Raw genomic sequence first — 21,224 nt, 5'->3', positions numbered from 1 at the left:
TTGATAGGCTAAAAATACTATTTTTATATGATTCAAACGGGTGTTGGATTTTCAATACGAAGAGTCCATGACAATTTATTAAAAATTGCCACCGTTTGAGTTTAATAAAATGTCTATGAATTTTGAACTTTGTACCGATTCACTGGAAGGAGCTATCATTGCCGGCAACTACGGATTTAAAAGCGTAGAATTATGTGCCGCGCTGTCTGTTGGCGGATTAACGCCTAATTATGGCTTGATCAAACAATGTGTTGAGAGCTCTGATGCCGCTATTCATGTCATGATTCGTCATCGGGAAGGTGGTTTTCAAGTGAATGATCAGGACATTCAGACCATGAAGATGGATATTGAAGCGGCAAAAGTAGCGGGTGCTCGGGGTGTTGTATTTGGTATTTTAAATGATGATAACAGCGTTTCGGAGCAAAACTTTGATTTACTGGAACTGGCGCACGGACTTGGATTAAAAGCTACTTTTCACAGGGCTTTTGATTTTGTTCCTGACTTTAGGAACGCTATAAAAAAGATTGTTGGTTTTGGCTTCGACCGACTGTTGACCTCAGGGTTGCAGGCAAAGGCTGAGAATGGCATTGCAGTTATTTCAGAGATTAAACAAAACTATGGAGATCGTTTGGAGGTGATTGCGGGAAGTGGCATCTCTAAGGAGAATGCTTTGAAATTTTCAGGTTCCGGGATCGATTATTTGCATTTTACCGCTAGAATACCTGATGCGGAAATCATTGAACTTGGAATGGGAAGACACATGATTACGGATCACGAAAAGATACAGTTGATCATTAATTTACCGTTTAATCATATTAACTAATAAGTGGGATTATTTTTAAGGCACTAATTCGTCATCGAATAGAATATTAGTTGGTCGGCTTCGTTTTAATTTGTAGATTCTTAACTTTTATGAAATACCTGTTATTTACTTTTTTGGTACTAGCGACTTTTTGGTCAAATAAACTGGCTTCTCAAAATCAGCACACGGAGACTGTTTTTTCAAATCAACCTATAAACTTTGAAGGAATGACCGGTTCGGATGCAGTCGCAAAACGTTTGCAAAAAGGCAGGTTGGTTTATAAAAGAATTCAGGTTCCTGAGTTTTCTGAAGGTTCTGATGTTGTGTTGAAGTTGGTTTTAAAATCTGCAGGAGATCGATGGGACAAAACGGGATCCTGTTTTGTTTTGGCAGATACCAGTTTGATTTCGGTACTGGATGTCTCGGAAGGCAGCAAAAAGTTCCCTAAAAAATCTGGACTCAATGAAGGTAATTTAGGTATCAAAGCAACAAATAAGTATGTACCGGTTATTGAATTGTTACGATTCATTACACCTTTTGGTGTCGGTCATTTTAGTCAGGATGATAAGAGCCATAGAAAGCCCGTATACATTCCTGAATGGGAAGAAGAAGTTGTTTGGGAAGAAGATGTGTCACATTTACTGGAACTGGTTGATAACAATTTTATTATTGGTGTCTGGATCGATTCCTGGACAAAAGAAGGCTATCTGCTGGACCTGACGTTACATTATTCGAACAGACCCAATAAAAGGGTAAAAACAAAATCTTTGATAAATACCGTCAGCTATGTCAATGGACAATCATTACCCGAATTCTTTTCTGAAGGTGCTCTGAATCATACCTTCCGTTTTGATCAACCGGCAAGGAATGTCAAATTACATTATATAACATCCGGTCATGGAGGTCATTCTGGAGGAGATGAATTTAGTAAGAAGTCAAATCGTATTCGAATCGATGATGAATTGCTCTTGGATTTTACCCCTTGGAGAAATGATTGTGCTTCTTTTAGACGCTTCAACCCAAGCGCTGGTGTCTGGTTAAAAAAAGACTCTGCTGCGTATATTGATTTTGAAGCAAAAAAATACAAAGTCAAAGAAATTGAAGAAAGAATTGCTTCGTCAGATTTATCAAGAGCTAATTGGTGTCCCGGATCCAAAGTAGAGCCGATGGTAATTGAGCTGGGAGATATGAAACAAGGAGATCATAGTATCAATATTGATATTGAGGCATCCAAAGCAGCAAAAAACAAGTACAATCATTGGTTGGTATCGGCCTATCTTACCTACGATTAAACTTTTTGTTTAAACAATGATGCTGGTGCCTTTACTGGAAATGTTTTTACCCTGATCGAAAACAAAATCTATTCTTCCGACATTAACACCCCAGCACCCTACCTGATTTACCAACATGTTTTTATCATCTGCATTTTTTGTTACCGTAGGTTTTTTTAAGAATGTGTGGGTATGTCCGCCAATGATCAGGTCAATGTTTTTGGTTTTCCTGGCCAGCACCAGGTCGCTGATATGATCCGGGTTTCTCTTATAATAATACCCGAGATGAGATAAGCAAATCACCAGATCACAATTCTCTCTGGAACGAAGTATTTCACTCATGTCTTGAGCAATTTCTATAGGGTCCAGGTAGTTCGTCTCTTTAAAATTTACGGGGTCGACCAATCCATCAAGTTTGATTCCTATTCCAAATACACCAATTCGTATACCATCCTTGATAAAAACCTTGTACGGTTTTGTTCTGCCATCCATAATGGTGTTCTTAAAATCATAGTTAGCAATTAGAAAATCAAAACTGGCATGTGGTAATTGCTTTTCAAGACCCGCGATTCCATTGTCAAAATCATGATTGCCGATCGTAGAGGCATCATACCCTAATTTACTCATCATTTTAAATTCAATCTCTCCACCGAAATAATTGAAATAAGGGGTGCCTTGAAAAATATCTCCGGCATCAAACAAGAGGGTATTCGGATTTTCTGCACGAATGCTTTCAATCAACGAGGATCGTCTGGCAACACCACCCAGATTTGGATATTTTGAATGTTTGGTCGGAAAGACTTCTATATGACTGTGCACATCGTTTGTGTGCAGTATGCTAATTGTTTTTTCTTTTTCGACATCACAAGACTGAAAGGGAACTGCCCCTAATCCAACAAGAGAACCTGTCGCTAAACTGTTTTTTAAAAATTTTCTCCTTTTCATTTAATCTATTTGTACAAATCTGTTATCTAATGAAGCGTGCAAGGTATCTTGCTGTTTTAAATTTCCTATCAATGCATCACGGACTTTGAAACTGGATGTATATAAGGACAGTGGTTGGGTGAAAAACGACATGTTATCACCTCCATGCTGCAGGTAGTCATGCGTAAGTACCCAATATTTTTTCGTGACATCAAAGTTTTGACCCTGAATTTTGATATGCACCAAGGCACCATTTTTTAAACTAATTCTCAGGCCTGAAATGGGGTGGGCCTGTTTTCTTGAAGCCAAATAATCAAAAAGAAGCTGTACCGTCGATCCTGGTAATTCAACTACGACCAATTTGTTTTCAAAAGGCATTAAGGTGAAAATATCTTCCACTTTCACATTCCCTTTTGGAATCATGGTTCTGATTCCTCCATAATTAAACAGTGCAAAATCTATATGTTTATTTTTTTCTTTAAAAAAGACAGTATCAACTGCAAGATAGCAGGCATCGGCATAAAAATTTCCTAAAGAACTTTCTAATGGAGATTCTTCCCGTGATAAGGACTGAGGATTATAACTCAGGACTTCGTTGATTTTGCTCTGCAGGGAATCGTGATATGGCTGTATTTCCTTTAAAATAGCAGGGTTTGGCTCCAATTCATCTCCAATTTTAATCTGATTGCCTCGAATAGTTTTAAGCTCACTGTTTTTTTCTTTACAGGAAACTACGATTTTGTTTAATAATAATGAAATCACTATTAATACTATTATTTTATATAGTTTTGTCTGCATAATTTTGGTGAATGGGACTATTGAATTTAAAGATCACAACTGCGCATAAATTTATAAAAAAACAACGGAAGGCGCATGGTTCGAATCGGGATTTTGATCTGAAGTCAATTAGACGTGTGGGACTGCTGTCAGAGTTGTCTTTGATTCAGACATATGACTTTACGAAAAGGTTGTGTGAAGGCCTGGGTATAAGAAAGGAAGACCTGAAAGTTTTTCTTTATGACACTGAAGGAAGCGGTTCTGCACCAGAGTTTTATGGAATGTGTGATGAAAAAAGTTTTGGATACAGGGCAAAAATTAAATCTGAAGCCTTAAACAAATTTGTGCAAAGAGAATTTGATCTGTTGATTAATTATTGCGATCCTCAGCTTTTGTATCCGAGAGTGATTATGCTCAAGTCAAAGGCACATTTGCTTGCAGGATTTGAAGATGAGGCTAATTTCTTTAATGATATTTCGGTAAAAACACCAGGAAATGATATTGACACTTTCAATGCAGAACTTGTCAAATATTTACAAATTTTAAAACTGATCGAGTAAAGTAATACGATTGAAATGCAAATGGAACAATTAAAAGGCACAGGTGTGGCATTGATAACACCTTTTACTTCAAATAATGAAATTGATGTAAAAGCGCTGGAAAATCTGGTGAATTATCAGATTGAGAATGGTGTTGATTATTTAGTTGTGTTGGGCACAACAGGTGAAACAGCCACATTGAGCAAAGAGGAAAAAGAATTTTTAAAGGCGAAGGTAATTGAATTTAACAAGGGGCGATTGCCGCTGGTTATTGGGATAGGAGGAAATAACACCTTGGATATAGCTACGGAATTAAGATCTGGTAATCTGGATGGGTTTTCGGCTGTTTTATCGGTATCCCCTTATTATAACAAGCCTTCTCAAGAAGGAATTTATCAGCATTATAAGATCATTGCAGAGGCAAGTCCCCTGCCTGTTGTTTTATACAATGTGCCGCCACGAACCGGTAGTAATGTTCTGCCGGAAACCGTTTTTCGCCTGGCGGAGGATTGTACCAATATCATTGGTATAAAAGAAGCTGCCGGAGATTTTGATCAGGTACTTGAATTGTTGAAAAATAAAAGAGATGATTTTCTGGTCATTTCAGGAGAAGATAAACTGGCACTCCCATTGGTTTTAGCAGGTGGTGCTGGGGTTATATCAGTAATTGGTCAGGCTTTGCCCAAAGAATTTTCCGAGATGATACGATTAGGATTAACAGGTCAATGTCAAAATGCATACAAACTGTATTATGCCTTAAGTGAGAGTATTGATTTAATTTTTTCAGAAGGAAATCCATCTGGGGTTAAATCGATGCTTGAATCCCTTAAAATTTCTTCTCAACATGTGAGATTACCATTGGTAGAAGTATCCACTGATTTGCAACAAAAAATTAATACCTTTGTAATTGATTTTAAAAACAGATAAAAATGGTTTCAGGCATTATAGAAAAAGCATTAAATCATCAGATTCAAATTGAAGCTGAATCTTCTCAAATATATTTAGCAATGGCCTCCTGGGCTGAGATTCAGGGTTTTGAGGGTGTAGCATCTTTTATGTATGCGCATTCAGATGAAGAGAGAATGCATATGCTTAAATTAGTGAAATTTATTAATGAAAGAGGTGGTCATGCCCAGATAAGTGCCTTGGTGAAGCCGCCAGTGTCATTTGGATCCTTCAAGGAAATGTTTCAAACACTTTTTGACCATGAAGTAATGGTATCCCAAAAGATCAATGACCTAGTGGACATTACTTTAAAAGAGAAGGATTATGCCACGCATAACTTCCTTCAATGGTATGTAGCAGAACAGATTGAAGAAGAGGCACTTGCCAGAAACATTTTGGATAAGATCAATCTTATTGGAGATGATAAAGGAGGCTTGTACTTGTTCGATAATGATGTTAAATTGCTCGTAGGAAATCAAGCTGAAGAACCTCAATAACAGGTAGCAGGTTTTATTTTTTAATTAGTTCGCTAAAAGTCAATTATTTATGAGTTTTAGCGAATAATAGATGTATGCCTAAAATATTTTTTCAAATTCCATTTTAAAAGAGTAATTTTGCCAGATGCAAAAATTGAAGAAGTTAGCGTTTATACTAGCCCTTACCATGATCCTTGGTTCATGTGGTGAATACCAGAAAGTTTTGAACAAGGGGAAGAATACTGAAAAGTACCAGTTGGCTGTAAAAATGTATGAGGATAAGGAATATAAAAAAGCGATTTCATTGTTCGAAAAAATTATGGGGCCTTATGCGAATAAGCCTCAGATGGAAAGAATTCAGTATATGATTTCAGACTGTTATTTTCAGACGGAAAATTATGCAATGTCTTCTTATTACTTCACCAAGTTTATAACGAATTATCCTGAAAGTACAAAGGTGCAAGAAGCTGCTTATTTAAGTGCAAAGAGTTATTATTTAGCATCTCCAGTATATAGTAGAGATCAGGAAGATACCTATAAGGCATTAACAGCTTATCAGGGTTTCATTGATAAATATCCAAAATCAGAACTGATTGAAGAAGCGAATAAAGATTATGCTGAACTAAATAGGAAGTTAGAGTTTAAAGACTTTGAAGTGGCGAGATTGTATTATCACAGAGAAAAGTATGCTTCTGCTATTCAAGCCTTTGAAACTTTTAACGAAGATCATTTAGGATCTCAATACAAGGAAGAGACATTTTATTACAGCTTTAAATCTGCCTATGAATTAGGAATGCAAAGTGTGCTTTCTAAGAAAGAAGAACGATTAAATGAGGCCGTTTTATCCTACGAAAAGTTTAAGAAGACTTTTCCTGAATCTGAAAAGATGAAAGAAGTGGATAATTTAGGAGAAAAATTGCAGGAAGAATTGAATAAAACGAGAGAATCACTATCAACAATATCACAAAAATAATTAACTGATGAAAGATTACAAAAACACTGAAGCTCCAGAAAGCACGATTACTTTTGACAAGATCAAAATCGAAGCGCCAACTCAGAATATCTATAAGGCGATTGCAATCATGTCAAAAAGAGCATCTCAGGTTAATGAGGATTTGAAAAGTGAATTGATTGACAAATTAGAAGAATTTGCCACTTTTAATGACAGTCTTGAGGAAGTATTTGAAAATAAAGAACAAATAGAAGTGTCACGTTTCTATGAGCGTCTGCCAAAGCCAACTGCCATTGCAGTTCAGGAGTGGTTGGATGAAGAAATTTTCTATAGAACTCCAGAAATTAACAACGATAATTTAGACTAATTATGTCTGTATTAAGCGGTAAGAAAATCCTTTTAGGAGTTACTGCTGGGATTGCCGCGTATAAAACTTCTTATCTGGTAAGGCATTTTATTAAAGCTGGGGCATCCGTGCAAGTTGTGATGACACCTGCTGCCAAAGATTTTGTGACCCCGCTTACCTTGTCGACCCTATCTAAAAACCCGGTTCATTCTACCTTTTATGATAAGAATGAAGAGAATGAATTATGGAATAACCATGTTGACTTAGCACTGTGGGCTGATCTCATGGTGATGGCACCATTAACGGCAAATACACTGGCTAAAATGGCTGAAGGAATTTGTGATAATCTTTTGCTGGCCACTTATTTATCGGCAAAATCTACTGTTTATTTTGCGCCGGCCATGGATTTAGACATGTACCAGCACGAAACAACTTCAGGAAACATCTCTACGCTTGAAAAAAGAGGAAATGTATTTATTCCTCCTTCATATGGTGAATTGGCAAGTGGTTTGGAAGGCGAAGGAAGAATGGCAGAACCCGAAGAAATTGTTGATTTTATTGAAAAACATCTTCTTGAAAATGCGCCTCTGCACGGAAAGAAAGTGTTGATTACAGCAGGCCCTACTTATGAGGCCATAGATCCGGTGCGATTTATTGGAAACCATTCCTCCGGTAAAATGGGTTTTGAACTTGCAAAGGCAGCTGCAAAATTAGGAGCCGATGTTATATTGATCTCTGGTCCGAGTTATGAACAAGTAAATCAAGGTAATATTGAGCGGCATAATGTAGTTAGTGCTGATCAAATGTATGAAGCAACGCACTCCCATTTCCAGGAAAGTGACATCGCTATCTTTTCCGCGGCCGTTTCAGATTTTACGCCAAAAGTTGTATCTTCTCAGAAAATAAAAAAGAAAGAAAGTAAGCTGGAAATTGCTTTGGTCCCGACCAAAGATATTTTAGCTTCTGTTGGTGAGATAAAAAAGAATCAGTACTTAGTTGGTTTTGCACTGGAAACAGAGAATGAAGTTGAAAATGCTAAAAAAAAGATCGCCGCGAAAAATCTTGATTTGATCGTCTTAAATTCACTTCAGGATAAAGGTGCAGGGTTTAAATCAGATACCAATAAAGTCACATTGATCGATAAAAAAGGTGGTACTCAAGGTTTTGATCTAAAATCAAAACAGGAGGTAGCCGCTGATATTTTTAATGAGATATTAAAGAACATAGATGCCTAAGTTTACATTAATTATCGTATTATTTTTTGGATTGAATCTTAGCGCCCAAGAGCTGAATTGTGTTGTATTTATCAATCATGCGGAAATAGGAGTTTCAAATAAAAAGATATTTGATACCATGCAGAATGATATTTTCGAGTACATGAACAATACCAAATGGACTACTTCTGCATATAAGACCCACGAAAGAATCGATTGTTCTATTACGATAAACATCCTGGAAGCCGTATCGGCCAGTAGTTTCAGAGGAAGTTTGCAATTACAGATTTCAAGACCGGTTTTTAATTCTACCTACACAACATCTATCTTAAACTTTAATGATAACAATATCTCCTTCCAATATGAGGAATTTCAGCCATTGGTCTATAACGAGAACAACTTTGATTCAAACCTGGTGTCAATTTTAACCTTTTATGCCTATACTATTTTAGGTTATCAGGGTGATACTTTTGGGTATAAGGGTGGTGAAAACTTCTTTAAACTTGCTGAAAGCGTTGTGAACGTTGCTCAACAAGGAGGTGGCGTTGGTTGGAATAGAATTGATGGTAATTATACACGATACCAATTAAATGAGAACTTGTTATCACCTGTCTATGAACAATACAGAAAAACCATGTACGAGTACCATATTTTAGGATTGGACAGAATGGTTGATAATTCCCGAGATGCCAAGGAAGTGATGGCCAGATCTATTGAAGGCCTTCAGAATCTGTACAATGACAGACCCAATACTTTTTTGATCAGGGTATTCTTTGATACCAAGGGCGATGAGATTGTAGATGTATTTGCTGATGGCCCGCGAATAGATACCCAAAAGCTCAGAGATGTGCTGTCCAGAATTTACCCTTCATTTGATGAAAAATGGAAGGAAATTAAGATTTAACCACAAGCTGCTTTTTGTTGGTTTTTATTTAAGTTTGTTTTCAATAAAAATGATTATTTCTAAGAATATATGCTGGTATCCTTATCCATAAAAAATTATGCTTTAATAGAGAATTTAAAAGTTGATTTTAAAGATCGTCTCTCAATTATAACAGGCGAAACTGGTGCTGGAAAGTCTATACTGATGGGAGGTTTGGCGCTGGTATTGGGGAAAAGGGCTGATAGTAGTTTGGTATATGATAAGGTAAAGAAATGTGTTATTGAAGCTGAATTTCAAGTGGCATCCTATCAATTGGAGTCTTTTTTTGAATTGAATGATCTTGATTATGACCCTTGGGTCATCATCAGAAGGGAAATACTGCCCAACGGTAAATCACGGGCATTTGTAAATGATACGCCCACCAATTTATCGGTATTAAATGCATTGACCAGTCAGTTAATCGATATTCATTCTCAGCATGAAACCCTTCAATTATCAGATATGGGATATCAATTTCATATCATTGATGCACTTGCGAATAACGGCTCTCTTTTACATGATTATGATGGATCATTTAGAGCATACAAAGATCTTTTAAAGGAATTGCGGGCTTTTGAAGAGAAGCAGCAGCTGGCAAAAAAAGAATATGACTACAATGTATTTCTTTGGGAAGAATTAGACAGCGCTCAGCTGAAAACGGGTGAGTTAGAAGAGCTGGAAGAAGATCTTGAAAAGTTATCTCATGTTGAAGAAATTAAATTGGGTCTGTCTGCCATTCTTAGCATATCTGAGCAAGAATCTTTAGGAGCTTTAAACCAGCTTACTGAAATAGATCATCATTTGTCAAAGATTCATTCCTTCAGCAGCTCCTATGGGAGTATGTCAGAAAGGATGCAAAGTCTTTTTATTGAGTTTAAAGATTTACTGAGCGATATTGCTTCTGAAAATGACCAATTGGTTTATGACCCTGCAACACTGGAAAATGTAGAGAACCGGTTGCAAACGTTGTATGGCCTTCAAAAGAAACATGGGGTCAGTACTGTTGAAGAATTGCTGTTGATCAAAGATGCCTATCATGCAAAAATAACAGTGGTTGAGAATGCCGATGAGACCTTGGCAGAAACCATCGCGAATATTGAAAAAGCGAAGGGAACGCTGAATGAATTAAGTAGGCGCTTACATAAAAGGAGAAAAGAGGCGATTCCTGAGTTTACAGCTCAGATTGAAGATGCCTTGCAGAATCTTGAAATGAAGAATACCCGATTTAAAGTGAATTTGACGGCAAGTGAGGATTTTTTGAGCAATGGAAAAGACCAGCTCGAATTTTTGATGTCATCTGACAAAGGCAAATCTTTTAAAAAGGTGAAAAAGGTGGCTTCAGGAGGAGAGATGTCCAGAATGATGTTGGCCGTTAAGTGGATTCTTTCGCAATACTCGAATCTGCCAGCCATCATTTTTGATGAAATTGATACAGGTGTTTCCGGTGAAGTGTCCAACCGTATTGCAGATGTAATGCTGGCTATGAGTCAAAATATGCAAGTAATAACCATCACACATTTACCTCAGGTAGCGGCGAAAGGACATCACCATTATAAAGTGTTTAAAGAAGATTCCAAAGGAAGCGTTTCTTCAAATATTAAATTAATGAACCGAGATGAGCGATTGGTGGAGTTGGCAGAGATGCTTGGAGGAAGTAAGATCACTGATTCGGCTCTGGCACATGCCAAGCAGCTTTTGTCTTGAAATGACATATTAAAATAAACTAGTAACTTTACCGAGGTTATTTTTTTAGAGATAACCTTGATTTAAAAAACAATTAATTAAACAATAACATATGTACAATCTATTAAAAGGAAAAAAAGGAATCATTTTTGGAGCTTTGAATGAAGATTCAATTGCCTGGAAAGTAGCAGAAAGAGCACATGAAGAAGGAGCTACATTTGTATTGACAAATGCGCCTATCGCTATGCGAATGGGTGCGATTAATCAATTGGCCAAAGACACAGGTTCAGAAATTATTCCTGCTGATGCAACTTCGATGGAAGATTTAGAAGCATTGGTAGACAAATCCATGGAAATATTAGGAGGGAAAATAGACTTTGTATTGCATTCAATTGGTATGTCCATCAATGTTAGAAAAGGCAAGCATTATACTCAATCGAATTATGATTTCACACATAAAGGTTTTGATGTTTCAGCACTGTCTTTCCACAGGGTGATGAATGTGCTTTACAATAAAAATGCCATGAGCGAATGGGGTTCTATTGTTGCCTTGACGTATATGGCAGCCCAAAGAGTATTTCCTGACTACAACGACATGGCAGACAATAAAGCGTATTTGGAGTCAATTGCGAGAAGTTTTGGATATTTCTTCGGACGTGACCACAAAGTAAGGGTAAATACAATTTCTCAATCCCCAACACCAACAACAGCGGGTAGTGGGGTTAAAGGATTTGGCGGATTCTTAAGTTATGCTGAGAAAATGTCTCCCTTAGGGAATGCTACGGCGCTTGAATGCGCTGATTATACCTTGACTCTTTTTTCTGATCTTACTAAAAAAGTAACATTGCAAAACTTATTCCATGACGGAGGGTTCTCAAATATGGGAATTAGTGATGTGATCATGGATGGATTTATGGACGGAGACGAATCCTAACAAAATCAGTGAATCAAAATTAAGGATCGGGAAAGTTGTGCGTCTGTCATAAATTTCCCGATTTTGTTTTAAATTAGTACCAGAAACAATTCTGTATTGCGTTTTTCCATCATTATTCCCGTATACAACAGGCCTGAAGAGTTAGAAGAACTACTTCAAAGTATCTGTGCCCAAACTGGGGAGCATGATTTTGAAGTAATCGTTATAGATGATGGTTCTGATAAAAGAAGCAATGTGCTCGTGTCAAATTATGAGACCCAAATAGATATAAAGTACTGCTTCAAGAAAAACTCAGGACCTGGTGACAGCCGTAATTATGGTATGAAGCGCGCGTCAGGCACGTATTTTATTATGCTTGACTCTGACTGCATGCTCCCTGAAAATTACCTCTCCATCGTTAATGATTCTCTGAAAGCTGGATATGTTGATGCCTATGGAGGTAGAGATGAGGCTCATGAATCGTTCAGTTCGTGGCAGAAAGCCGTAAACTATAGTATGACCTCCCTTTTAACAACCGGGGGATTGAGAAGCAAAGAATCGGATAATAATAAGTTTCAGCTCAGGAGTTTCAATCTCGGTATATCTAAGAAAGCGTTTGTTGTTACAGGTGGCTTTTCAAAACAAAGAATAGGAGAAGACATCGATTTAAATTACAAACTGTTGGAAAAAGACTGTTCAACGAAGTTAATAGACGATGCTTTTGTATATCACAAGCGCCGCACCTCTCTCGGTGCCTTTTATAAGCAAACCAGAAATTTCGGTGCTGCAAGACCCATTCTTAGTAAAATGCACCCGGGATCTGCTAAGTTTAGTTACTGGCTTCCATCCTTATTTGTACTTGGATTCATGTTGTCCATTTTAATGTCCTTTACAGGAATGCTGCTGGGTATCTATGTATATAGCTTCTATTTTGTGTGTATTATTATTGATTCATATATAAAAAATAAAAGTATTGCAGTTGGTTTTTTGAGCCTTCTTTCAAGTTTTACGCAATTTTTCGGATACGGTTTGGGATATTTAAGGACTGTATTTCGCTTGTATATTCAGCGAAAAGAACCCAGAGATGCCTTTCCTGGGATGTTTGCATAAACACAACAAATGAAATCGATGTGACGTTCAATGAACCTTGAATTTTCTTATTTTTAGACGAAAGAATTTTACGACATGAATTATGCAGAAAATATTTTAGCAACCATTGGGAATACTCCTTTGGTCAAATTAAATTCCATTGTTGAAGAAGTAGATGCTCTGGTACTCGCCAAGGTTGAAACATTTAATCCTGGTAATTCGGTAAAGGATCGCATGGCTTTAAAGATGATTGAAGATGCAGAGGCTTCAGGATTGTTGCAGCCAGGAGGGACCATTATTGAGGGTACTTCGGGGAATACCGGAATGGGCCTGGCAATAGCAGCTAACATTAAGGGCTATAAATGCATTTTTGTAATTGCCGACAAACAATCTAAAGAGAAAATAGATATTCTCAGGGCCTTGGGAGCAGAAGTGGTGGTTTGTCCGACGCATGTTGATCCGGATGATCCAAGATCTTACTATTCAGTTTCTAAACGATTGTCTGAGGAAACTCCGAATTCATGGTATGCGCTTCAATATGATAATCTTTCAAATACTGCGGCACATTATGAAAGTACCGGACCTGAGATTTGGGAACAGACCGATGGTAAGGTAACCCACTTTGTTGTTGGTGTCGGAACGGGAGGAACGATTTCAGGAGTGGGAAAATATTTAAAAGAAAAGAATCCCGATATTAAAATTTGGGGTATAGACACCTATGGTTCGGTATTTAAAAAGTACCATGAGACCGGCGTTTTTGATCAAAATGAGATTTATTCCTATATCACAGAAGGGATCGGTGAAGATATATTGCCGAAGAATGTGGATTTTGATATTATAGATGGCTTTGAGAAGGTCACTGATAAAGATGGTGCAGTTTATACTCGAAAACTGGCTCGGGAAGAAGGTATTTTTGTCGGCAATTCAGCAGGTTCGGCAATCAAAGGATTGATACAGCTAAAGAAACATTTCAAACCAGATGACGTGGTAGTAGTCTTGTTTCATGACCATGGCAGCAGGTATGTGGGTAAAATGTTTAATGATGACTGGATGCGGGAGAGAGGATTTTTGGATGAAAAGATTAAAGTTGCGGCAGATTTGTTGCGAGGAGAAAGTGAGCGTGAGTTGATTTCTGTAAAAACGGAAGAGTTGGTGTCACATGCCATTGAACGCATGAGAAAATATGAAATTTCCCAGTTGCCTGTTAAGGATGCAGATGGTTTTGTAGGATCTTTGGACGAGAGTCAATTATTCAGACTGTATTTTAAGGACAAGGATATCGCAGATAAGCCCATTAAAGATATTATGAGTAAACCCTATCCAATTGTCAATAAAAACGTGACTATTGAAAAGATTTCGGCCTTGATAAACAAGGATAATCAGGCAGTGATTGTTGATTTAGGTGCTGAGCATTTTCAAATGATTACCAGGCACGATATTATTAGAGTAATACATTAAATAAACCATTGGTTAAAGCTCCTATTGAAAAACAGAATTCGTTCTAATTGTAATCCGGATACCAGTTTCTCAATCTGACTTCGATGTCTTGGTCATTTTTATTGACCAGAGATCTGAAAACTTCTGTATCGCTCATATCTGGTTTTCCTCTGTAATGATACGGATATACAATGGCAGGTTTGAAATCTAAAACCGCACTGGCTGCCTCATTTACATCCATAGTATAGGGTAAGTTCATACAAACAAAAGCAATATCTATATTCTGTAAATTGCGCATCTCATCAATTCCAGCAGTATCACCTGAGATATATACTTTTTTCTTTCCCATTTCTAAGACATAGCCGTTTCCTCTGCCTTTTGTATGTTTAGCGTCTGCCGATTCAGGAAGGTTGTACATGGGCAAAGCCTTTATATGTATATCAAATAACTTCATGCTTTCGTCATTTCCTACTATTTTTATCTGCGCTTTGTATTTTTCTGAAATCTTATCAGCAACTGCCTGAGGTGCGATGATTGTTACACCTTCGGCCTTAACCGCATCTAAGGTCCCTTCGTTCAGGTGGTCACCATGGATGTCCGTGATCATGATAAGATCCGGTGCAGCAATTCCGGAAAAGGCATTTGCGCCTCCATAAGGATCTATATAGATCACTTTATCATTATAGGTTAGGACCAGTGTTCCGTGAAGAACGGGTTGAACGGTCAGTTCTCCATTGGAGGTCTCAAAGGTATCAGCTTCAGGTCTTTGGGAATAAACAAAAACAGTAAATAAAACTGTGAAAATGCTAAGAATGGATTTGTGTAACAAGCGGTTCATAGGTTTTTAGTTTAGGAGAATATTTTTTTAACTTCAATCTTTAAATAAGAAATAGCAGCACTTGTAGGACCGTCATTTTTACCCAGATTACTCAAGATATCTTCTCTTAGTTGTTCTGCGGTTTCGATCTCTTTTTTAGCTGCAGTTGTTCGGATTATTTTTACAATCAGGTTTTTTGATGTGACCACCGCTTTCCATGCTGTTTCAGAAACATAGATTTGCTGGGCAAGATTGTGCTCGAATTCTTGTTCAACAATTCCAATTAACTTATGACTATATTTTTCAGGATCTTTTCCAGTAGGCTTGACTCTGATCAATAGTTTGTTTAAGGAGATACGTTCTAAAAAGAGGGTTAATCGCTCAAAAGCCTGTAACCTTAGAGGCAAGGCTTGTTTGTTGTTTTCTTTTCTAAGCAGAAAATTACGTCTCTTATTTTCATTTTCCATATGGCTTTTAAAAAAATAAGCAGCAACCAATCCGGTAACAACAGCCGGCAGGGTATAAGCGAGTAATTCAATAATTTTAGTCAGGTCCATTTTTTTATTTTTGTTTTCAAATATAGCTTATGTAACTATAATTACAAAGCGATGTTTAGATGATAATTGTCACATTAATTGGTAACTTATGATACTAAATTTGGTGTAAATTAACAGGCGCAAAAAATCTAAATACAGGTTCGTTTATTACTCACTTTAAATATTTAACTTTTAGATACAGCGACACAAATTTAATCATTATGATACACAAATCAATCAAACTATTTTTAATCCTACTAAGCAGTGTGGCTATGGCACAAACCGGTCATCTTATGCAGGGGGTAGGTGCGGTAAATATGTCTATGGGTGGCGCTGCCACGGCACAACCGCTGGATATTAGTGGCGCAATGCAATGGAACCCGGCATCATTGTCAGTTTTTGACGGATCGATATTGAAATTTGATATAGGAGCATTTGAAGGTGTTCCTGAACTCTCATCATCACTTCCTCCGGGAATGCTGGGCGAAGGTGCACCAGGAACCTATGGAGCTGATAAGTCTGAATTAGGGTACTCACCAATGCCGGCCTTGGCTTTTGCCTGGGGAAAGGCGGATTCGAAACATACCTTTGGTGTATCTGCCTTTGGAATAAGTGGTTTTGGGGTTGATTTTCCTCAGGAAACCAATTTACCTGTAGGATCAGATGGTATGCCAAATCCAAATTGGGATCCTACTGATTCTAATGCGATTCTATACCCTCAAAATCTGATGGGTTTCGGAAATTTGCATTCTGAGTATATGCTGTTGCAGGTTGGTTTTACCTGGGCGTATCGATTTACAGAAAAATTCTCCATTGGTTTACAACCGACATTTAATTATGCCTCATTGATCTTGGAACCTAATCCATTGTCGTCTCCAAGTCCAACTTTGGGCTACCCTTTAAGTGAATCTGCTTCAACAACAGGTTTTGGTGGTCAGATAGGGCTGTTCTATGATTCGCTGAATGGTTTTAAAATAGGAGCGTCTTACAAGAGTCCTCAGTACTTTAGTGAATTTGACTTTAAAAATAATTATTTGGATGGTTCTTCTGCTCCAAATGTTGCTTTTACCATGAATTATCCTGCCATTTATTCTGTAGGTCTTGGGTATTCCAAGGGAATTGTAGATATCGCGGTCGATTATCGCTATGTAGATTATGAAAGTACAGAAGGATTTGAAGATTATGGATGGGCGATTGCTGAATCAGGTCCCGGAGCAGGATTTCCGACGGGAGCCGTTAGTGGTTTTGGATGGCAAAATATGTCAGTCGTTTCTGCGGGTCTTCAATTAAAGGCCATCGAGAGGTTACCTTTACGTTTCGGTTATACCTATAGTTCTAATCCTATTCAAGATGAGTTGGCTTTCTTTTCTACTCCGGCAACAGCAATTATAGCCCATGCCTTCCAGTTTGGTTTGAGTTATGAATTTACCGATAATTTTAGAATGGATGCTGTATATCATTATGGTATGAGTGACGGTAAAACAAGTGGTAATTTATTGAGTCCTGTTCCGGTAGAATTTGGCGGCCCATGGAATGCAGCAGTGAATCCACTTGGAAAAATTCCTGGATCAGAAGTAGCTTATGAAATGACAACCCAAATGTTTATGCTGGGCTTAAATTTCAATTTAAAAGGTAAAGATACTGATGGAGACGGGGTCAAGGATAAAGATGATATGTGTCCTGAAGTTGCTGGTTTAGAGCAATTTAATGGCTGTCCTGATACAGATGGTGATGGTATCCAGGATTCTGAAGATAAGTGTCCGAATGAAGCAGGCCTGGCTAAGTTTAATGGTTGTCCTGATACCGATGGTGATGGTTTTCCAGATAAAGAAGATATGTGTCCTGAGGTAGCTGGTTTAGAGCAATTTAATGGTTGCCCGGATACAGATGGCGATGGTGTGATGGATTCAAAAGATGCATGTCCGAATGAAGCCGGCCCGATTGAAAATAGAGGTTGTCCGGTAGTTGATAGTGATGGTGACGGCGTTCCTGATGATCAGGACAATTGTCCGAATGTAGCAGGTGCAGTTGAAAATTCTGGTTGTCCTTTGGTAACACCTGAGGTTCAAAAAGAAATTACTGATTTGGCAAGAGCAATTTATTTTACGACGGGTGCAAATACATTTACAGATGAAACAGAAATTCGTTTAGAAGGAATTGACAAAATTTTGGCGGAATATCATACTTCAAAATTTGTAGTTGAAGGTCACACGGACAGCACAGGAAGCGACAAGATCAATAATGAATTGTCTCAAAAAAGAGCTGATGCGGTAAGAAACTATTTAATTGAGAATGGTTTTCCTGCTGAGAACATTGAAGCTAAAGGCTATGGTTCTTCAAAACCAATAGGAGACAATAAAACAAGTAAAGGACGTCAGGCCAATAGACGGGTTGAGATTTTCCTGAATAATTAAACTATTTTTAATCTTTAAAAACCGCTTTTTTAAGCGGTTTTTTTTTGACAAAATGTCAATAACTTTTATTGTTCTTGTTTAATATCCATTGTATTTTTGAACAAAACCCTAGATGTAGTGAGTAGTTATTTGGATGAGTTAAACGAGGCGCAAAAAGAAGCCGTTCTTCAACGAGAAGGGCCTATGATAATCATAGCAGGTGCAGGCTCCGGTAAAACAAGGGTGTTGACCTATAGGATAGCCCATTTGATGCAAAATGGTGTAGATCCATTTAATATCCTGTCATTGACTTTTACAAACAAGGCAGCACGCGAAATGAAAAGCAGAATAGCCGGGGTTGTAGGACCAAGTGAAGCTAAAAACCTTTGGATGGGGACCTTTCATAGTGTGTTTGCCCGAATTCTGAGAAGCGAGGCTGACAAGCTGGGATATCCGTCTAACTTTACAATTTATGACACCCAGGATTCGGTGCGATTGATTTCCTCGATTATTAAAGAATTACAGCTGGAAAAAGACAAGTACAAACCAAAACAAGTCTTGGGAAGGATCTCACAGTTTAAGAATAGTTTAATCACGGTAAGAGCTTATTATCAAAATCCCGAGGTCATGGAGGCCGACAAGGTTTCCGGCAGGCCAAAGATAGGATCCATTTATAAGGAATATGTAGATAGATGCTTTAAAGCTGGAGCGATGGATTTTGACGATTTATTGTTGAGAACAAATGAGTTGCTAACGAGATTTCCGGAAGTTCTCGCGAAGTATCAGGATCGGTTCAGGTATATTCTGGTGGATGAGTATCAGGATACAAATCATTCCCAATACCTCATCGTACGGGCTTTGGCTGACAGATACCAAAATATTTGTGTAGTGGGAGACGACAGTCAGAGTATCTATGCTTTTCGAGGGGCCAATATCCAGAATATTTTAAACTTTCAAAAGGACTATGACGATGTCAAGATCTTTAAACTTGAACAGAATTATAGATCCTCAAGTACGATTGTTCAGGCAGCGAATAGCGTTATTGACAAGAATAAAACCAAACTTGATAAAGAAATCTGGACATCCAATCATGAGGGTGAACTCATCAAAGTGATGAGAACTTTTTCAGAGGGTGACGAAGGGCGATTTGTTGCCAATTCTATTTTTGAGAATCAGATGCAAAAGCAATTGCCAAATGATAGCTTTACCGTTCTCTACAGAACAAATGCCCAATCGAGGGCCATTGAAGATGCACTGAGAAAAAAGAACATTAAGTATAAAATTTATGGAGGACTGTCTTTTTATCAGCGAAAAGAAATTAAAGATACCTTGGCTTATTTGCGTTTGCTGGTCAACCCCAGTGATGAAGAGGCATTTAAAAGAGTGATCAATTATCCGGCCAGAGGAATTGGACAGACAACTATTGATAGATTGGTAATCGCTGCCAATGAACATAAGATTTCAATTTTTGAGTTGCTGAGCCAGTTGGAAATGGTAACGATCAATATTAATTCAGGAATTCGCGCCAAACTCGTCAATTTCAGGGATATGATCAGGAGTTTTCAAATCGAGGCCCAAACGAAAAACGCCTTTGAGATGGCAGATCTGGTAGTAAAGAAAACCAGATTGATCAGAGATATAGAATCAGAAGGTACACCTGAGTCAGTGGCCAGAGTTGAAAATGTTCAGGAACTGATGAATGGAGTTAAAGATTTTATCGAAGAGCAAAAGCAAAAAGATGAAGATGCCTCTCTTGCTTTTTTTCTTGAGGATGTGGCCCTTGCCACCGATTTTGACAAAGAGAAAGATGATGTTCCAAGAGTGTCATTAATGACGATTCACCTGGCCAAAGGATTAGAGTTTCCCTATGTTTATATTGTAGGGCTGGAAGAAAATTTATTTCCTTCCGCCATGAGTATGAATACGAGGAGTGAAATAGAGGAAGAGCGACGTTTGTTTTATGTTGCGCTGACCAGGGCTGAAAAACAAGTTTATTTATCTTATGCACAATCGCGCTATCGCTGGGGCAAACTGATAGATTGTGAACCCAGTAGGTTTTTAGAAGAGGTGGACGAGAAATTCATCGATTATATCACGCCTAAGAAAGAACCAATGACTTCTAATAAATTTATTAATAAGGATATTTTTGGCATTCCGGAAAAGCAAAAGATACGGTTTAAAAAACCTGTTTCGAGGAAAGTGGAGAAGAATATAAAGAAACCTCCGATGAAACCTATGAAGGTGATGCCACCCAAAAACCTGAAGAAGGTAAGTAACCTTGGAGGATCACAGAATTTATTCGACAACAATCTGGTGAAGGGAAACATGGTGGAGCATGCCAAATTTGGACAGGGAGAAGTGCTTTCAGTGGAAGGCGCAGGAAATAGTAAAAAGGCTGAAATCCGTTTTGAATCTGGCGATACAAAGAAGTTATTATTGCAATTTGCCAAGTTGAAGATAATTGGTTAATTACTTGCCGAGGTCATCAAAATAATTGTTACTTTGCAGCTTATAAAAAATTTAATTAACACTTGATTTAAAGAATCGAAAGGATGGATTTAGAATATAATTCTGAAAGAGAGCATTTAATCATTCCGGAATACGGCAGACATATACAAAAACTTGTCAACCATTGCGTGAATCTGGAAGATAAGGAAGTGAGAAACACTATGGCGAAGGCCATTGTAAATGTGATGGGAAATATGCAACCTCATTTAAGAGATGTGCCAGATTTTCAGCATAAACTATGGGATCAGCTATTTATCATGTCTAATTATGAATTGGAAGTTGATACACCTTACCCAAAACCTGAAAAGGAAGTTTTGCAGGCTAAACCAAGCGCCATGGATTATCCAAAATCTGCTTCAAAATACCGATTTTACGGGAACAATATTCAAATCATGATTGATACTGCGCTTTCATGGGAAGAAGGAGAAATGAAGGACGCTTTGGTGTTTACCATTGCAAATCATATGAAAAAATGTTATTTAAACTGGAATAAAGACACCGTGGACGATGAGGTCATCTTTAGTCATTTGAGCGAATTATCAGGTGGTGCCTTGGTGCTAAATGACAAAGAGAAGCTTTCTGATTCAAAGGATTTATTGCGAAAAAAACCTACAAAAAACTACCAGAAAAGCAATCAAAAACAGGGTAAAAAGAATTACAGAAAAAGATAAATACTAAAA

The 21,224-nt window shown here is 37.7% G+C and carries 19 protein-coding genes and 2 pseudogenes; 17 read left to right on the top strand and 4 right to left on the bottom strand.

Annotation, left to right across the window (positions count from 1 at the left end; translation table 11 throughout):
- Positions 1–115: 115 nt before the first annotated feature.
- Together ACR2MV_RS10465 and ACR2MV_RS10460 are read left to right on the top strand one after the other, a co-directional pair.
- Complete coding sequence (locus tag ACR2MV_RS10465) at positions 116–823, top strand: copper homeostasis protein CutC (protein ID WP_434021856.1); 708 nt, start codon at positions 116–118, stop codon at positions 821–823.
- A gap of 89 nt (positions 824–912) precedes the next feature.
- Complete coding sequence (locus ACR2MV_RS10460) at positions 913–2,094, top strand: PNGase F N-terminal domain-containing protein (RefSeq protein WP_434021855.1); 1,182 nt, start codon at positions 913–915, stop codon at positions 2,092–2,094.
- Positions 2,095–2,103: 9 nt separating this feature from the next.
- Here the strand turns inward: ACR2MV_RS10460 and ACR2MV_RS10455 are convergent, their stop codons facing one another.
- Positions 2,104–3,018 (bottom strand): bifunctional metallophosphatase/5'-nucleotidase, encoded by a 915-nt coding sequence (locus tag ACR2MV_RS10455; RefSeq protein ID WP_434021854.1) that lies wholly within the window; start codon positions 3,016–3,018, stop codon positions 2,104–2,106.
- Positions 3,019–3,795 carry a 5'-nucleotidase C-terminal domain-containing protein gene (locus tag ACR2MV_RS10450; RefSeq protein ID WP_434021853.1) on the bottom strand — a complete coding sequence of 259 codons (777 nt, stop codon included), beginning with the start codon at positions 3,793–3,795 and terminating at the stop codon, positions 3,019–3,021.
- Between the two features lie 11 nt (positions 3,796–3,806).
- Here ACR2MV_RS10450 and ACR2MV_RS10445 point away from each other — a divergent pair, with 11 nt between their 5' ends.
- The 11 genes from ACR2MV_RS10445 to ACR2MV_RS10395 all read left to right on the top strand — a co-directional run bounded on the left by ACR2MV_RS10445 (position 3,807) and on the right by ACR2MV_RS10395 (position 14,311).
- The gene (locus tag ACR2MV_RS10445) at positions 3,807–4,334 is read left to right on the top strand and encodes a DUF6913 domain-containing protein (protein ID WP_434021852.1); all 528 of its coding nucleotides are present in this window, start codon (positions 3,807–3,809) and stop codon (positions 4,332–4,334) included.
- Between the two features lie 21 nt (positions 4,335–4,355).
- On the top strand, positions 4,356–5,240 hold the full coding sequence (dapA, locus tag ACR2MV_RS10440) for a 4-hydroxy-tetrahydrodipicolinate synthase (protein WP_434021851.1): 885 nt from the start codon (positions 4,356–4,358) through the stop codon (positions 5,238–5,240).
- Positions 5,241–5,242: 2 nt separating this feature from the next.
- Positions 5,243–5,755, top strand: coding sequence for a ferritin (locus ACR2MV_RS10435; RefSeq protein WP_434021850.1), 513 nt, complete (start codon positions 5,243–5,245; stop codon positions 5,753–5,755).
- A 124-nt stretch (positions 5,756–5,879) separates the two neighbouring features.
- Positions 5,880–6,707: an outer membrane protein assembly factor BamD gene (locus ACR2MV_RS10430; RefSeq protein ID WP_434021849.1), complete on the top strand. Its 828-nt coding sequence runs from the start codon at positions 5,880–5,882 to the stop codon at positions 6,705–6,707.
- A 7-nt stretch (positions 6,708–6,714) separates the two neighbouring features.
- Positions 6,715–7,053: a DNA-directed RNA polymerase subunit omega gene (locus ACR2MV_RS10425; protein ID WP_434021848.1), complete on the top strand. Its 339-nt coding sequence runs from the start codon at positions 6,715–6,717 to the stop codon at positions 7,051–7,053.
- Between the two features lie 2 nt (positions 7,054–7,055).
- A complete protein-coding gene (coaBC, locus tag ACR2MV_RS10420) occupies positions 7,056–8,267 on the top strand; it encodes a bifunctional phosphopantothenoylcysteine decarboxylase/phosphopantothenate--cysteine ligase CoaBC (RefSeq protein ID WP_434021847.1) in 1,212 nt (403 codons plus the stop codon).
- On the top strand, positions 8,260–9,150 hold the full coding sequence (locus tag ACR2MV_RS10415; protein WP_434021846.1) for a DUF4835 family protein: 891 nt from the start codon (positions 8,260–8,262) through the stop codon (positions 9,148–9,150). Before coaBC ends, ACR2MV_RS10415 begins: the two co-directional genes overlap by 8 nt.
- A 69-nt stretch (positions 9,151–9,219) precedes the next feature.
- Positions 9,220–10,872, top strand: coding sequence for a DNA repair protein RecN (gene recN, locus ACR2MV_RS10410; protein WP_434021845.1), 1,653 nt, complete (start codon positions 9,220–9,222; stop codon positions 10,870–10,872).
- Between the two features lie 91 nt (positions 10,873–10,963).
- A complete protein-coding gene (locus ACR2MV_RS10405) occupies positions 10,964–11,785 on the top strand; it encodes an enoyl-ACP reductase FabI (RefSeq protein ID WP_434021844.1) in 822 nt (273 codons plus the stop codon).
- A gap of 96 nt (positions 11,786–11,881) precedes the next feature.
- Entirely contained in the window at positions 11,882–12,874 is a 993-nt protein-coding gene (locus ACR2MV_RS10400; RefSeq protein WP_434021843.1) for a glycosyltransferase, read from the top strand.
- A gap of 75 nt (positions 12,875–12,949) precedes the next feature.
- The gene (locus tag ACR2MV_RS10395; RefSeq protein ID WP_434021842.1) at positions 12,950–14,311 is read left to right on the top strand and encodes a pyridoxal-phosphate dependent enzyme; all 1,362 of its coding nucleotides are present in this window, start codon (positions 12,950–12,952) and stop codon (positions 14,309–14,311) included.
- Positions 14,312–14,354: 43 nt separating this feature from the next.
- Here ACR2MV_RS10395 and ACR2MV_RS10390 read toward each other — a convergent pair whose 3' ends face one another.
- Together ACR2MV_RS10390 and ACR2MV_RS10385 are read right to left on the bottom strand one after the other, a co-directional pair.
- Complete coding sequence (locus tag ACR2MV_RS10390) at positions 14,355–15,128, bottom strand: MBL fold metallo-hydrolase (RefSeq protein WP_434021841.1); 774 nt, start codon at positions 15,126–15,128, stop codon at positions 14,355–14,357.
- A gap of 11 nt (positions 15,129–15,139) precedes the next feature.
- Complete coding sequence (locus tag ACR2MV_RS10385; RefSeq protein ID WP_434021840.1) at positions 15,140–15,664, bottom strand: hypothetical protein; 525 nt, start codon at positions 15,662–15,664, stop codon at positions 15,140–15,142.
- A 200-nt stretch (positions 15,665–15,864) separates the two neighbouring features.
- Here ACR2MV_RS10385 and ACR2MV_RS10380 point away from each other — a divergent pair.
- The 4 genes and pseudogenes from ACR2MV_RS10380 to ACR2MV_RS10365 form a co-directional block, all read left to right on the top strand.
- Positions 15,865–17,106, top strand: a pseudogene (locus ACR2MV_RS10380) (OmpP1/FadL family transporter); the annotation flags it as partial.
- 165 nt (positions 17,107–17,271) lie between these two features.
- Positions 17,272–18,057, top strand: a pseudogene (locus ACR2MV_RS10375) (OmpA family protein); the annotation flags it as partial.
- A 117-nt stretch (positions 18,058–18,174) separates the two neighbouring features.
- Positions 18,175–20,505: an ATP-dependent helicase gene (locus ACR2MV_RS10370; protein WP_434021865.1), complete on the top strand. Its 2,331-nt coding sequence runs from the start codon at positions 18,175–18,177 to the stop codon at positions 20,503–20,505.
- Positions 20,506–20,588: 83 nt separating this feature from the next.
- Positions 20,589–21,215, top strand: coding sequence for a DUF4290 domain-containing protein (locus ACR2MV_RS10365; RefSeq protein ID WP_434021839.1), 627 nt, complete (start codon positions 20,589–20,591; stop codon positions 21,213–21,215).
- The last annotated feature ends 9 nt before the right edge of the window (positions 21,216–21,224 follow it).

The sequence above is a fragment of the Lutimonas sp. genome, from assembly GCF_051011215.1.
Lineage (GTDB): Bacteria > Bacteroidota > Bacteroidia > Flavobacteriales > Flavobacteriaceae > Lutimonas.
This window is presented reverse-complemented; position numbering and strand designations above follow the sequence as displayed.

Bases quoted from the DNA above. Each gene is read 5' to 3' on its own strand.
- ACR2MV_RS10415 (WP_434021846.1), top strand. From the start codon at position 8,260: ATGCCTAAGTTTACATTAATTATCGTATTATTTTTTGGATTGAATCTT.
- ACR2MV_RS10405 (WP_434021844.1), top strand. From the start codon at position 10,964: ATGTACAATCTATTAAAAGGAAAAAAAGGAATCATTTTTGGAGCTTTG.
- recN (WP_434021845.1), top strand. From the start codon at position 9,220: ATGCTGGTATCCTTATCCATAAAAAATTATGCTTTAATAGAGAATTTA.
- ACR2MV_RS10445 (WP_434021852.1), top strand. From the start codon at position 3,807: ATGGGACTATTGAATTTAAAGATCACAACTGCGCATAAATTTATAAAA.
- ACR2MV_RS10425 (WP_434021848.1), top strand. From the start codon at position 6,715: ATGAAAGATTACAAAAACACTGAAGCTCCAGAAAGCACGATTACTTTT.
- dapA (WP_434021851.1), top strand. From the start codon at position 4,356: ATGGAACAATTAAAAGGCACAGGTGTGGCATTGATAACACCTTTTACT.
- ACR2MV_RS10450 (WP_434021853.1), bottom strand. From the start codon at position 3,795: ATGCAGACAAAACTATATAAAATAATAGTATTAATAGTGATTTCATTA.
- ACR2MV_RS10365 (WP_434021839.1), top strand. From the start codon at position 20,589: ATGGATTTAGAATATAATTCTGAAAGAGAGCATTTAATCATTCCGGAA.
- ACR2MV_RS10395 (WP_434021842.1), top strand. From the start codon at position 12,950: ATGAATTATGCAGAAAATATTTTAGCAACCATTGGGAATACTCCTTTG.
- ACR2MV_RS10390 (WP_434021841.1), bottom strand. From the start codon at position 15,128: ATGAACCGCTTGTTACACAAATCCATTCTTAGCATTTTCACAGTTTTA.
- ACR2MV_RS10435 (WP_434021850.1), top strand. From the start codon at position 5,243: ATGGTTTCAGGCATTATAGAAAAAGCATTAAATCATCAGATTCAAATT.
- coaBC (WP_434021847.1), top strand. From the start codon at position 7,056: ATGTCTGTATTAAGCGGTAAGAAAATCCTTTTAGGAGTTACTGCTGGG.
- ACR2MV_RS10465 (WP_434021856.1), top strand. From the start codon at position 116: ATGAATTTTGAACTTTGTACCGATTCACTGGAAGGAGCTATCATTGCC.
- ACR2MV_RS10460 (WP_434021855.1), top strand. From the start codon at position 913: ATGAAATACCTGTTATTTACTTTTTTGGTACTAGCGACTTTTTGGTCA.
- ACR2MV_RS10385 (WP_434021840.1), bottom strand. From the start codon at position 15,664: ATGGACCTGACTAAAATTATTGAATTACTCGCTTATACCCTGCCGGCT.
- ACR2MV_RS10455 (WP_434021854.1), bottom strand. From the start codon at position 3,018: ATGAAAAGGAGAAAATTTTTAAAAAACAGTTTAGCGACAGGTTCTCTT.
- ACR2MV_RS10430 (WP_434021849.1), top strand. From the start codon at position 5,880: ATGCAAAAATTGAAGAAGTTAGCGTTTATACTAGCCCTTACCATGATC.